Genomic DNA, 14,006 nt, shown 5'->3' on the forward strand with positions numbered 1-14,006 from the left:
TACATGTGACGACTTTATTCTCTAGATACACTAAAGTGACTCCATTCTGTTGGAAATAAACTTTGATACAATGGCGTCATATAACGGTCATCAATCAATAAAATTGTTCCCGAATCTTCTTCAGAGCGAATTAATCTGCCAGCTGCTTGAAGCACCTTATTCATACCTGGAAATACATAGGCATAATGATATCCATTTTTACCGATTTGATTAAAGTAATCTTTAATAATGTCTCGCTCTAAACCAAGTTGAGGTAACCCAACACCAATAATCACAACACCTGTTAAACGGTCACCAACAAGATCAATTCCTTCTGAAAAAACTCCTCCCATGACTGCAAATCCTATTGTACTTTCCTGATTATTTTCTTGAAATTGTTCTAAAAATCGTTCTCTATCTTCTTCATTCATATTAGGTTCTTGGGCTATAACATTTGCACTTACATCTTCTTCCACAATTAACTCATGAACTAGTCTTAAATACTGATAAGATGGGAAGAAAAACAGATAATTTCCTGGTTGATTTTTTACTACATTAGAAATTTTTTTTACTATCCTATCTTTTGTTCTATCTCGATCTCGAAACTTTGTTGATATTGGTAGTATATTTACTTCAAATTGTTCTTGGCTAAATGGTGAGGGAAGCATGATGTTGTAATCCTCTTCTTCTGCGCCCAATAAATCTCGAAAATAATGTAATGGATTAAGCGTAGCAGAGAAAAAAATTGTGGAACGATGTTTTTTAGAAATACGTTTGATTGATTTCGATGGGTCCAAACAAAATAATTTAAGCGTACTCTCTTGATTGGTTTTCTCAAAATATGTGACAAATCTTTCGTCATATAATGATGCAATTTTTTTAAATCGATCTACTTCAAAATATGTATCTAACAAAACAGTTTTGTCTATTTCTAACCGCTCTAGCAGTAGCTCTTTCTCTGCTTCATTCGAAAACTGGTCCAACATTGGGAGTAAATGTTCATCAACATAATTCCAAATCATAAATTGTTCACTACTCTGCTTTTTAAGTTGAATGAAATAGTCATTGATTTCTTTTGCACTGGAATATAGATTGGCATTCACATTTTTAAATAAACGTTTCAATTGTAGAAAAGGAGATTTTGTTATTTGTGCAGAGTACATTTCCCTTGCTCGATCAACTAAATTATGTGCTTCATCAACTAACAAAACAGTTTGCTTTTTCTGCTCTTCAAAAAAACGTTGAATTGCAACGTGCGGATCAAATACATAGTTGTAATCACATATTAATGCATCACAAACGTCAGCAAGATCTAATGAACACTCAAACGGACAAACTGTATGTTTCAGAGCATATTTTTCGATTACAGAACGATTCATAATTGTTTCATTTTCCAAAATATCAAGTACAGCTGTGTTAATCCGATCAAAATAGCCATTTGCAAATTCACACGTATCTTTTTGGCAAATCGTCTCTTCTTTAAAACAAATTTTTTCTTTTGCAGTGAGTGTCACACATTTCAAGTTCAGACCGTTTTCTTCAAGTCGAGAAAACGCTTCTTCTGCTACCATACGTGTTGTCGTTCTTGCTGTCAGATAAACAATTTTGTTTATCTTCTTTTCTTCAAATGACTTTACTGTTGGAAATATTGTAGACATTGTTTTTCCGATTCCAGTAGGTGCGACTGCGAACAAACTATTTCCTTCAGCAATCGTTTTATATACTGCTCCTGCTAGTTTTCTTTGTCCCTCTCTATAAGAAGGAAATGGAAATGGTAATTCTTTTATACTTTCATTTCGTTCCATTTCATTTTTTAACAGTACTTTTGCATAAGGGCTATAAGAAGATATGAGTTCTTCAATAAAAGAGTCTAACTCATGCTTGGAATAAGATTCTCTAAACTGCTTAATTTCTTCACTTCCAACATGAATATAAGTTAATTGAACCGTAATTTCATTTATCCCATGTTGCTCTGAATACATATAAGCATAAACTTTTGCTTGAGCAAAATGGACCGGATATGAATCTTGTTCAACCTGCTCTAAAGGGATAGAAGTGGACTTAATTTCATCAATCATTACATCATTTTCTTCAAAGATCACTCCATCACAGCGACCTTCAATATGATAATCAATTCCATGCATTCTCACTGTTCTACTTAGAAAGACTTCTCTTTGATCACATTCTTTATATGTTTTTTGAATTTTTTGATGCAATCTAGTTCCTTCTGAAAGTGATCCACTCGTTCGAAAGCCAAGATTGATACTTCCTCTTTTAAAAACATATTCAACTAAATGACGAACTGAAATATTAAATTGATTGACCATACTTTCTCCTATGATATCATTTACGAACTAAATACTAAGTTCATTATATATCAAAAGAAAAAGTTAAATACAGAATAAAAAAGGGGCCGTAATGCGGGGAAGCCTTACTGAAGTAAATTTGAGGTAAAATAAAAATAAACTATATTTGTAGTAAAGAATATGAGGTTCATAATGACTATAGACTAACCATTATTGTAGAAACTATCTCTAACACCTCTTATATGTATATTAGTTCAATGCTAAATCCCTTGCAAATTCACTATTCACTTCAAATTCACGAAAAATGAGACAAAAATAAAAAATGATCCTACAAAAATTGTATTTTCGAAATTAGAAAATTAAATTTTCGTAGAGATCATTATTTCTACCATTTAAGATATTTTTTTGATTTCAGTTACTTCATTTGTTCCCTGTTGTTTTGTTATTAAATAGAAGATTCCTATGCCTAAAACAATTAAGAAAACACTTCCTCCATATAAAGCGTGGAAACCTACTTTAGATAATATAATTCCTACAACAAATGACCCAATGCTCATTCCTAAGTCATAAATTGAAAAGTATGTGGCAGTTGCAAGGCCCCTTTTCTCTGAAGGAGCATCTTGTATAACAATTGTTTGTAAACTTGAAAATAATGTTCCATACCCAACACCAATAAAAGCAGCAGAAATTAAGAATATGACTGGTGAGCTCGAAAGACTTAATAATACCATTCCAGCTCCAAACAGTATAATCGAAGCATACACAATATATTTCGCTCCATATAAATCAAACCATTTTCCAGTAAATGGTCTAGAGATTAATAATACAATAGCGTATACGATAAAAAAGTAACTACCTACTGATGTTAAACCAATAGATTTTGCGTACACTGAAACAAACGATATGATTGAGGAATAGATAATTCCGAAAAGAGCTGCAAATAATGAAACTTTTACTGCTGATCTTTCTATTAAAGCATTTAATTTAAAGTTGAATTTCACTTCTTTTGATTTAATTACTTTTGTAGCAGGAAGATGAATAAGCAGTCCTGCAATGAAAGAGATAATTGAAAAGCAAAATGCCATCATAAAAACAGAATGAATACCAAATTCATTTAAAGCCGTTAAACCTAAGAATGGCCCAAACGCCATTGCAAGATTCATAGACATTGCAAAATAGCCCATTCCCTCTCCTCGTCTTGAATCAGGAAGTGTTTCCGCCACAATTGTTCCTGCCGCTGTAGTAGCAATACCAAACCCCAACCCGTGGAAAAAGCGAAGTAATAAGATACTTGTTAATGAATCAGTTAAGAAATATAAAATACTCGAAACTAAAAAAATAGATAAAGAAACAAGAAACAAAAATCGTTTCCCAAAGCGTTCCATTTGTTGACCTGCAATTGGTCTGATTATAATTGCCGCAAATAAAAATACGCTAACGATTAAACCAACACTGCTTTCTTTAGTATGTAAATCTTGTAAAGCATATATTGGTAGCGTAGTAAGCAATAAATAAAAACTCAAAAATAAAAAAAGATTACTGACAGAAATACTAATAAAATTCTTTGTCCACAATTTTTCCTTCATATTTTTCCTCCATTTCTTTTAAGATCTACCGTCCAACTAGAAAGGAGTTTAAACAATTCTTTTTGTGCTGAATCTGGTAAATGATAAAGTAAAGATTGATTTAAATTTAGAGCAGCCTGCTCCCATTTCGGATACATAGCAAGTGCATCCTCTGTTAAAACAATATAATTTGAGCGTTTGTCTTTCCCAGGAACTTTTTTTATATACCCCTGCTTTATTAACCGCTGAATATTTCTAGTCATCGGAGGAGCCTCAATCGATAAATACTCACATAACTCGGATTGTGTAAGCATACCTTTTGTTTTTAAAGTATATAAAACGGCCCATTGAGAACTGTAGATTCCTAGCGGCTGTAATTCCTCATTTAAATTTTTACTAATGTGCCTAGAAAGCTGATGAATGATATGAAATAACTGATGATTTTCGTTCATATTTCGTCCCCCTGATAGTTACCTAGGTAATTATATCACAATAAATTGTAATTAAACAGATAGAATAACTTGGGATTTATTAGGAAAGAAACCATGAAACTAAATGTATTTTGAATAACAATTATTTGACAATACACTAGTTATTCTATAATATTGTCTCTTGGTCTGTTTAATCAAAACGTGGTTCGAAAACCTCCCACGTTAAAAAACTAAGGAGAGAGTAAAAATGAAAGTTAAAACAATTGCTGTAAATGGAGTAATAGCGGCTTTATACATAGCAGTATCTATGCTAATCCAACCGTTCGGACTTGGATTCACTAATATCCAATTTCGTGTATCCGAAATGTTTAACCAATTAGTTGTGTTTAATAAAAAATACTTTTATGGAATAGTGTTAGGCGTTTTTATAACGAATCTATTTTCACCGCTCGGCGCATATGATCTAGTTTTCGGTGTAGGACAATCTATTATAGCACTATTAATCACAATTTTCTCCACACGCTTTATCCAAGGAATATGGACACGAATGATCTTCAATTCAGTCGTCTTTACAGTTACAATGTTCCTGATTGCATGGGAGCTTAACCTAGTATTCCATTTACCATTTTTATTAACCTGGCTAACAACTGCAATTGGTGAATTTGTCGTCATGATCGTCGGCGCACCAGTTATGTACTATTTGAACAAACGAATTAATTTTAAAAAGTTAATATAAAACTGATAAGAGTTGTGTGCTATTTTAAGCGGCAACTCTTTTTTGTTTTTTTATGGATCTTCACTCTTAATTTTATTTTTATTTGGTGTGCTCCTATTTTTGCTTCAGCTATATGGGCTATTTTCTCGTTTATGGGTCGTTTTCTCTGTTATTCGGCCGTTCCTCACAGCTATACGGTCATTCCTCTAAGTACAAAGCAGGAATCTCGAATCAGAAAGAGAATATTCTTCAAATAAGAAAGGAGTAGTTTTTATGTCAAATGTTATTAATATTAGTACGGCTATTAAACTTGAGGGTTTTAACTTTGTAGGTAGTTCATCTAGAACAAGTAACAATGCGGAAATGCAAGGTGAAGGAGTTATCCCTACTCAATGGGAAAATTTTTATAAAAAACAAGTATTACAAACAATTCCTAATAAGAAGAATTCCTCATTAATTGCTTTATATACAAATTATGATTCGGATGAAAATGGTGAGTATACTTTTGGAATAGGGGCAGAAGTAATAGAATGCGATGTTATTCCAGAAGGTTTAGTGAAAATTGATCTACCCGAATCAAGCTATATCATTTTCACATCCCGAAAAGGACCTGTTCAAGAGGTTGTGGTTGAGGCGTGGCAAGAAATATGGGAGTGGTCAAAAAATAACAAAAGAGCTTTTACAGCTGATTTTGAACTATATGATGAACGAGCATTGGATCCACAAAACAGCCAAGTGGATATTTATATTTCAGTTAATTAGGCAATTGATTTAAAGGTTCAAAGAGCATAGCAACTCCTTGAACCTTGTATTCTAACTTCATTTATCAATTTATCAGTTGTTTTGCCGATTTTATCAGTCATTTTTTTAATATTTCAGTCATTCTTAAAGTTTTATCGGTCAATTTTAGTTTCATGTTCATTTCGTTTTCATTTTCGACCATTTGATTAATTAACTGTTTATTAAATTTGATGACTTTTTAAAATTTCTATTACATCACGTAAGGTGTCAGCTTGTTTAAACACCTTCGCTAATACCTCATTCTTTGGTGTGACTAAATCTTTCACAAAAATGCTACGTATTCCTGCTTTTTGTGCAGCAATTAATCCATTTTCACTATCTTCAATCACAATACATTCCTCTGGATAAACTCCTAAGGTAGAAGCAGCTTTTAGAAAAATTTCTGGTTCTGGTTTTGAATGAGTGACTTCATCTCCACAGATAATTGCATCAAAGTAAGGGAAAACTTCCGCCTTCTTTAAAATAAATGTTGCAGACTCACGATAGGACGAGGTAGCAACTGCCAGTGGTAATTTTTTCTCTTTTAAATACTCAAGAAGTTCTACTAATCCTTCTTTTTTTGGTACACCTTCAGTTTGATAATATTCGAGAATATCTACCTTTTTTTGTTTCATAATGTCTTCAAATGGAAAGTCTTCACCGAATCTTTCTTGAAATCGTTTTTTTGCATATTTTTGATTTGTCCCAATTATTTCATGTACATGCTCATCTTCAATCACATATTGATAAGCTTGCCCAATTTTTTTAATCGCCTCGAGAGTTACTCTCTCACTATCAAACATTAGTCCATCCATATCAAAAATGATCGCTTTTATACTCATCTTGTTTCCCCTCTACTTAAATTTTTATTGTCATTACCTGATAGTTTAAAAATATGTTTCACTATTCTACAACTTCATCTCCAAAATAACCATATCTCGGCATTGTATGCCATTTTCAACTATTTCTTCTTCATAATTCCGAATAAAAAAGTCCTTATCGATTCTAACCATTCTAAAACCACATTTCTGGTAAAGACCTAATTGGTTTAAACTAGAATTCCCGGTTCCGATTCGAATTCGTTTATACTCATTTTGTTTGGCAAATTCTATCCCACGTTTTAAAAGCTGTTTTCCGTATCCATTTCCTTGATATGATTCATCCACTGCAATATTTTTTATTTCTATATTATCTTCGCCGAAAGGAAATAACACCATTATTCCGATTAAATCATTATCATTTTTCATGTCAAAGATTATGCCACTTTGACAATACTCTCTAATTAGTTTTTCAGAAGGATCTGCTAGAAGAAGTAAAGAAATATGTTCATCCTTAAGTTCATTTGCATTCAACTTATTAATTTGCATGTTTATTCCCCATCTACTAAAATAGCTGCCTCAATTTGATTGAGACAGCTATTTTTCATTTAATGATTGTTAAATAAACAATTCCCCATATTAAAAAAACACCACATATACCAAATAAGATTTTTGCTAATTTGTCCATGCTTTACCCCTTTTGCATCTTCGTTCGAGAATTATTTTAGATCTACAACTGTAACCCCTATGCCACCTTCAGATGCAGCTCCGTATCGGTACGATTTAACTGCTCGGTGTGTTTTTAAATAGTCTTGAACACCTTGGCGTAGTGCTCCTGTACCTTTACCGTGAATAATATTAATACGAGGGTATCCTGCTAATAAAGCATCATCAATGTATTTTTCAACACGCAATAATGCATCTTCATAACGTTCCCCACGTAAATCAAGCTCCAGATTAACATGGAAATCTTTCCCTTTTACTGCTGTAACTGTACGTTCTTTTACAGGTTTAGGTGAGCTAACATACTCTAGATCAGATTCTTTGACTTTCATTTTTAGAATACCAACTTGAACTTGCCATTCACCTTCACTCACTTTTTCAAGCAATGTACCTTTTGAGTTAAAGCTAATGACTTTTACTTCGTCACCTTCACGAAGTTGACGTTGTTTTTTCTGCGTTGTATCTTGTTTGATTGTCTTTTTCGGTGCATATGGAATTGCATTTTCTAAACGGCTTTTTGCTTCGATAAATTCATGATCTTTGATTGATGAAAGTTCTAATTGTTTCAACTCACGAAGGTCTTTAATAACTTCATCGGCTTCTTGTTGTGCCACTTTTACTCGTTTTTTTGCTTCTTCTTGCGCCTCGCGATATAAATCATCACGATGTTCGTAGAAATCCATCATTTGCTTTTGCAAATCTTTAAAGATTTTCTCTGATTCTTTACGGAAATTCTCAGCTTCTTTCCACTCAGTCTCAGCACCTTTACGGCTCGTTTCTAGAGAGGCAATCATATTTTCTACTTCATTACTTTCTTCGCTCACATGATTTCTTGCCTTTTCAATAATACGATTTGATAATCCTAAACGGCGAGATATTTCAAATGCATTACTTCGGCCCGGAACACCGATTAATAGCTTGTATGTTGGGCTTAATGTTTCAACGTCAAATTCAACACTAGCATTCATGACATGCTCACGATTATAACTATAGGCTTTTAGTTCAGGGTAGTGTGTCGTTGCAACAACACGTGCTCCGAATTCACTAACTTCATCTAAGATTGAAATGGCAAGTGCAGCTCCCTCTTGAGGATCCGTTCCTGCACCAAGCTCATCAAATAAAATTAGACTTCTATGATCGACATTTTTTAAGATATCAACAATATTCACCATATGAGAAGAGAATGTACTTAAACTTTGTTCAATTGACTGCTCATCACCAATATCAGCGAAAATTTTTCCAAACACACAAATTTCTGAGCCATCTAATGCTGGTATCTGTAAACCGGATTGCGCCATTAATACACAAATACCGATTGTTTTAAGCGTAACAGTTTTACCACCTGTATTAGGTCCTGTAATAACAATTGTTGTGAAATCCTTACCTAGTTCGATGTCGTTCGCTACAACAACATCACGAGGAATTAATGGATGTCTTGCTTTTTTTAATTTGAAATAACGTTCATTATTTAAGGTTGGTTTACTTGCTTTAATACTATGAGCATATTGACCTTTTGCAAATAGGAAATCAAGTTCAGCAAGTAATTCAACATTTTGCAATAAATCCGATGCTACCTCTGCTACTTCAGCTGTTAGCTTCATTAAAATTCGTTCAATCTCTTGTTCTTCTTTTACACGGGCTTCTTGTAAACTATTATTTAAAGCTACAACTGCTTGTGGTTCAATGAATAATGTTTGACCTGAAGAAGATTGATCATGCACAATTCCACCATAAACGTGACGATATTCTTGTTTTACAGGAATAACATATCGATCATTTCGAATTGTCACGATAGCATCTGAGAGCATTTTCTGTGCATTATTGCCTCGTGTTAAGCTTTCTAGTTTTTCACGAATACGAGCTTCTGCAGTTCGTACTTGATGACGAAGCAATCTTAAATTCACACTTGCATCATCTAGAACTTCTCCGTTATCTCCGATTGCTGATTTAATACTTTTATCTAATTCTAATAATGGAATAATTTGCTCTGAAATTGATTCGATATAAGGAATTTCTACTTCATTTTCAAGTAGCCCCTCAACAAAACGAATCATTTGACGACCAGCATATGTAACTCCAGAAATTGCAATTAATTCTGAAGGAGACAGCGTACCACCTATTTCTGCACGCTTAACTTGCATGCGAATATCTGAAAGCCCTCCAAGTGGAACGTTCCCTCTTAATCTGATGACATTAACCGCTTCATCAGTTGCTTCTTGTAATTCTACAACTTCATCAAAATCTGTACTTGGTTCTAATGCTTTTACTTTTTCTTTTCCAAGCGAAGAGGATGCATGTTTTAGAAGTTGATCTTTAATTTTATCGTATTCAAGTACTCGTAATGTTCGAGTCATGCTGCAACTACCTCACTTTCTATTACGTCTTTGCTCGATATAGTTAAGAAGTTTTGGTAACTCCCATGTATTCACAATATTATCTTTTTTCATCCATGCTTTTTTTGCTGCACTAACGCCAACAGACATATGTGCCAGCATATCTTTGTTGTGGGCATCTGTGTTGATTGCAACAAACACACCAGCATCTTGAGCCATTTTCAGCATTTCTGTATTTAAATCGAGTCGATTTGGATTCGCATTTAACTCAAGGATCGTTCCTGTTTCTTTTGCAACAGCAATTAACTCTTCAGCATTTACCTTGTATCCACTTCTTCTACCAATTAATCGACCTGTTGGATGAGCAATCATACTAACATAAGGATTTATCATCGCATTTTTCAGACGGGTCATAATTGTTTCTTCGTCTTGGCTAAAGCTAGAATGGATTGATCCAATGACAAAGTCCAATGAGCGTAACACGTCATCTTCATAATCAAGTGAACCATCAGGTAAAATATCCATTTCAACACCATGTAAAATTGTAATGTCATTATATTTTTCGTTCAAACGCTGAATTTCTTCTTTTTGCTTCCAAAGACGTTCTGGTGTTAGTCCATTCGCTACTTTTAAATATTGAGAATGATCAGTAATTACCATGTATGTATAACCCTGTTCTATGCAAGCCTCTACCATTTCCTCGATAGAATGGCCACCATCACTCCAAGTTGAATGCATATGTAAATCCGATTTAATATGAGATAACTGAATGATTGGATAATCCTTTGTAAATCCACTAACCTCTTTCCCGTCTTCCCTAACTTCTGGAGGAAAGCATGGTAAATCAAAGTGAGCATAAAACTCTTCCTCTGTTTGAAAAGTTTTCACTTCACCTGTCAGAACATTTTCCACACCATATTCTGAGATTTTTTCGTCTCTTTCTTTTGCTAACTGACGCATTGCTACATTATGGTCTTTTGAGCCGGTAAAATGATGTAGTGTTGTTGCAAATTCTTTCGGCTGAATTATACGAAAATCAACGGAAATTTCATATTCTCTTCCCTTTACCACAACAGAAACTTTTGTATCTCCTTGTGCAATCGTACGAACAATCGAAGGAAATGCTAAAAGCTGCTCTTTTATACTTTGAGGATGATCAGTGGAAATAATAAAATCTAAATCTTTTACAGTTTCTCTAGCACGACGTAAACTTCCTGCTCTAGAAAAATTCACAACATCCTTCATTCCAGATAAATAGCTCTCGATTTGTTCAGCTATCGGAAGAACATCTGCTATTGGTAATCGTTCTGGTTGTTTTCCAAACTCCTCAATTGCATCTAAAATATTCTTCTCTGTTTTTTTTCCAAAACCTGCTAATCCTTGAAGCATTCCATTTTCACAGGCAATTTTTAATTGTTCGATGTTTTCAATATTCAATTCTTGGTATAGCTTAGCTACTTTTTTACCACCTAATCCCGGCAACTTTAACATAGGAAGTAATGTACTTGGTAATGAAGCTTGTAATTCTTCTAACACCGTACTTTTTCCAGTTTGAATAAACTCTAAAATTACTTCTGATGTGCCTTTTCCGATTCCTTTAATAACTGTTAAGTCATCTATTTGTTCTAAACTTCTTTCATCCGTCTCTAATGCATTTGCTGCTTTACGAAAAGCTGAAATTTTAAATACATTTTCACCCTTTAATTCCATGTAAATTGCAATTTGTTCTAGTAATTTTATGACATCTTTTTTATGCAAAAAAATCACCTTCTTTTATGTATATTTGAAGCTCTGTTAAACTTTAGGTAGAGCCATATTTGAAAAAAACTTCTCTCCACGGAGAAGTTTAAAGGATATTATTTGTAATGACACCATTCCAAAGTTCTAGTAACTTTGTTGATACGAGAGGTGTATTTTGTACCATGAAATAAGCTATCTTTGATTGATGTACATAATGATTTACCTGTTCTACCGGCACGATTATAGCAATAAATAAAGCTAGTAATAATACTAAATAGATTTCAACGAATCCAAGAACACCGCCCGCGAATGCATTGATTTGCTTTAACACTGGTAACTGGAAAATACCATTGATCATTGATCCAAGTACACTAATCACAATTCTAGTACCGATAAATAAAATAGCAAATGCAATGATTTGATAAACAAATTGTTCTGCATTACCATGGGTTGGATCATTTATTTTTATAGGAATGATCTTTTTTAACACACTAGCAGTTTGTTGATAATAATGATACGCTAAATAAAAGGATAAAAAGAATCCTACAATACGAATTAGGCTATTTACAAAGCCTCTTTTCCATCCTGAAAATATACCAATTATAATAAATAAAAGAATAATTAAATCAATCATGTTGTTCTGACTCACCTTTATTAATTGTTTCGATTTTTTGCTCAAGTAATTCAAGCTTTTCTTTCATTTTCACATAGTCACTGACTAAATTTATTGCAGTCATTACTGCTAATTTATTTGTATCCAATAATGGATTTTTCTTATTAATTTCATTCATTTTCTCATCAACAATATTCGCAACCGCACGAATATGAGCTGGTGATTCGTCTCCAATAATTGGATATTGTAGTCCAAAGATTGAAACGACAATTCTTTGTTTTTGTGAACTGGACAACTCGGTTCCTCCATTCTTTCATAATACATACGTGCTAGAACCTTGTAATTTCTTATGAAATTTGTCTAGTTACTTCCATACGATGTAACGACCATGCCAATAGTCGTAGTTAATAGTGTAACACTGTTAACTATAACACGAATAGATGAATAAATAAAAGTGATTACCATATTAGAAATAAAGGAGAAAAAGATGGCAAATACAGTAATCAGCGTAGCAAATTCAGTTTTAAATGAAATGAAAAATTACTACTCAGCTTCACTCCAACCAAAGACACCTCAAGGTGGAGTTTTTCTTGCAAAAGTCAATGGATGTACAGTAACGGCTTACAAATCTGGAAAGGTCATGTTTCAAGGGGCAAACGGAGAAGTTGAGGCAGCAAAGTGGGTAAAAAGTAGTAACATTCCAAAGCAAACACCTAAAGGAAAACAAGTTCATTCTTCTAATAAAGCTCCTTCTTCTACTATTTCATCCCTTGCTGTCATTGGAAGCGATGAAGTAGGAACAGGTGATTATTTCGGACCGATGACTGTTGTCGCTTCATTCGTTGAACCAAGTCAATTTGAATTATTAAAAGAACTTGGTGTGAAAGATTCAAAGGCTTTGAATGACGATCAAATTTGTGAAATTGCTAAAAACATCCTCCATGTCGTTCCGTATAGCCTACTCATTTTACATAACGAAAAATATAATGAGATGCAAGCAAAAGGTTATAACCTAAACAAATTAAAAGCTGTTCTACATAATAAAGCCATTGCTAATTTAATCCAAAAACTGAACGGTAAGCATTACGATGCTATTTTAATTGATCAGTTTACACCTCCATCCTCTTATTATGGTTATTTAAAAGGAACAAAAGTGGTTATTAGAGAAAAAGTAGAGTTTGCTACTAAAGCTGAAGGACTCCATTTATCTGTAGCAGTATCCTCAATACTTGCTAGATATGCTTTTTTACAACAAATGGATCAATTAAGTGAAAAAGCTGGAATGACATTACCAAAAGGTGCTGGTGCAAAAGTAGATCAAGTGGCTGCAAAATTTATGAAAACAAAAGGAATTGAAACATTAAAAGGTTTTGCTAAGTTACACTTTGCAAATACTGACAAAGCGAAAAATATTGCCGGTATTTAGAATATGTAACGAATTCCAAATCCGATGACTAAACAAATTAAACCAATAATTCCAGCTTTAATCCCAAATGAATTACGCTCTTTTCGAAACTCTTTCGTTTCACTATGAAAATTAGCTCGTTGCTCGTTTCCATTAACAAATGCATTTAAACTGATTCCAGATAGAATGACACATATGATTCCGACGCCTATGAAGATTAATGATAATTTTAGCAAAAGAATCACTCCCTTTAAGAAGATTTGGACGCAAAACTTATTGCGTCCTATTTTCATATGACCAAATTAAGGAAAAACACAATCAATCCTATCAAGCTAGCTAACTGTTTTTGTTTTTTATATTTTACTCTAGTCTGAGTTAATAGATAAAAAGTAATCAAAAATCCGATCGGCATCGAGATCCAAAATAATTTAAATGGTAATGATGCTAAAACATAATACCCTATTAATTTTAATCCAAACTCAATTGGTTCCTTTTTTACTTCTTCTTGATACATGAACAGTAATCCTGCTAATAATCCAATATAGATTAATAAAAATAACATATTACCCCTCCCTGACAAATCATCTTTTCTACTAGT

At 33.3% G+C, this 14,006-nt stretch carries 14 protein-coding genes and 1 riboswitch; of the genes, 3 read left to right on the top strand and 11 right to left on the bottom strand.

Annotated elements, in window-relative coordinates; all coding sequences use genetic code 11:
* Positions 1–14: 14 nt before the first annotated feature.
* The 3 genes from J5Y03_RS02180 to J5Y03_RS02190 all read right to left on the bottom strand — a co-directional run bounded on the left by J5Y03_RS02180 (position 15) and on the right by J5Y03_RS02190 (position 4,302).
* Positions 15–2,306, bottom strand: a complete 2,292-nt coding sequence (locus J5Y03_RS02180) for a helicase C-terminal domain-containing protein (protein ID WP_209401970.1) — start codon at positions 2,304–2,306, stop codon at positions 15–17.
* Positions 2,307–2,677: 371 nt separating this feature from the next.
* The gene (locus J5Y03_RS02185) at positions 2,678–3,871 is read right to left on the bottom strand and encodes an MFS transporter (protein ID WP_209401972.1); all 1,194 of its coding nucleotides are present in this window, start codon (positions 3,869–3,871) and stop codon (positions 2,678–2,680) included.
* Positions 3,868–4,302 (bottom strand): MarR family winged helix-turn-helix transcriptional regulator, encoded by a 435-nt coding sequence (locus J5Y03_RS02190; protein ID WP_209401974.1) that lies wholly within the window; start codon positions 4,300–4,302, stop codon positions 3,868–3,870. Before J5Y03_RS02190 ends, J5Y03_RS02185 begins: the two co-directional genes overlap by 4 nt.
* Before the next feature lie 174 nt (positions 4,303–4,476).
* Positions 4,477–4,521: riboswitch (PreQ1 riboswitch) on the top strand.
* Between the two features lie 7 nt (positions 4,522–4,528).
* On the opposite strand from J5Y03_RS02190, the gene J5Y03_RS02195 reads away from it, so the two are divergent.
* Entirely contained in the window at positions 4,529–5,017 is a 489-nt protein-coding gene (locus J5Y03_RS02195) for a QueT transporter family protein (RefSeq protein ID WP_209401977.1), read from the top strand.
* Between the two features lie 252 nt (positions 5,018–5,269).
* On the top strand, positions 5,270–5,758 hold the full coding sequence (locus tag J5Y03_RS02200) for a GyrI-like domain-containing protein (protein ID WP_209401979.1): 489 nt from the start codon (positions 5,270–5,272) through the stop codon (positions 5,756–5,758).
* Positions 5,759–5,958: 200 nt separating this feature from the next.
* Here the strand turns inward: J5Y03_RS02200 and J5Y03_RS02205 are convergent, their stop codons facing one another.
* The 6 genes from J5Y03_RS02205 to zapA all read right to left on the bottom strand — a co-directional run bounded on the left by J5Y03_RS02205 (position 5,959) and on the right by zapA (position 12,298).
* Complete coding sequence (locus tag J5Y03_RS02205; protein WP_209401981.1) at positions 5,959–6,618, bottom strand: HAD family hydrolase; 660 nt, start codon at positions 6,616–6,618, stop codon at positions 5,959–5,961.
* A 66-nt stretch (positions 6,619–6,684) separates the two neighbouring features.
* The gene (locus J5Y03_RS02210; RefSeq protein WP_209401983.1) at positions 6,685–7,143 is read right to left on the bottom strand and encodes a GNAT family N-acetyltransferase; all 459 of its coding nucleotides are present in this window, start codon (positions 7,141–7,143) and stop codon (positions 6,685–6,687) included.
* 170 nt (positions 7,144–7,313) lie between these two features.
* Positions 7,314–9,671, bottom strand: a complete 2,358-nt coding sequence (locus J5Y03_RS02215; RefSeq protein WP_209401985.1) for an endonuclease MutS2 — start codon at positions 9,669–9,671, stop codon at positions 7,314–7,316.
* Positions 9,672–9,683: 12 nt separating this feature from the next.
* Complete coding sequence (gene polX / locus J5Y03_RS02220) at positions 9,684–11,414, bottom strand: DNA polymerase/3'-5' exonuclease PolX (protein WP_209402212.1); 1,731 nt, start codon at positions 11,412–11,414, stop codon at positions 9,684–9,686.
* A gap of 82 nt (positions 11,415–11,496) precedes the next feature.
* A complete protein-coding gene (locus J5Y03_RS02225) occupies positions 11,497–12,024 on the bottom strand; it encodes a CvpA family protein (RefSeq protein ID WP_209401987.1) in 528 nt (175 codons plus the stop codon).
* The gene (zapA, locus tag J5Y03_RS02230; protein WP_209401989.1) at positions 12,017–12,298 is read right to left on the bottom strand and encodes a cell division protein ZapA; all 282 of its coding nucleotides are present in this window, start codon (positions 12,296–12,298) and stop codon (positions 12,017–12,019) included. The genes J5Y03_RS02225 and zapA overlap by 8 nt, the downstream gene beginning before the upstream one ends.
* Before the next feature lie 192 nt (positions 12,299–12,490).
* Here zapA and rnhC point away from each other — a divergent pair, with 192 nt between their 5' ends.
* A complete protein-coding gene (gene rnhC / locus J5Y03_RS02235; RefSeq protein WP_209401991.1) occupies positions 12,491–13,429 on the top strand; it encodes a ribonuclease HIII in 939 nt (312 codons plus the stop codon).
* On the opposite strand, the gene J5Y03_RS02240 is transcribed toward rnhC, so the two are convergent.
* Together J5Y03_RS02240 and J5Y03_RS02245 are read right to left on the bottom strand one after the other, a co-directional pair.
* Positions 13,426–13,644: a DUF5316 family protein gene (locus J5Y03_RS02240; RefSeq protein ID WP_245208689.1), complete on the bottom strand. Its 219-nt coding sequence runs from the start codon at positions 13,642–13,644 to the stop codon at positions 13,426–13,428. The genes rnhC and J5Y03_RS02240 overlap by 4 nt on opposite strands.
* A 53-nt stretch (positions 13,645–13,697) precedes the next feature.
* Entirely contained in the window at positions 13,698–13,970 is a 273-nt protein-coding gene (locus J5Y03_RS02245) for a hypothetical protein (RefSeq protein ID WP_209401995.1), read from the bottom strand.
* Positions 13,971–14,006 lie beyond the last annotated feature (36 nt).

The sequence above is a fragment of the Gottfriedia endophytica genome (genome assembly GCF_017814275.1).
Lineage (GTDB): Bacteria > Bacillota > Bacilli > Bacillales > Bacillaceae_G > Gottfriedia > Gottfriedia endophytica.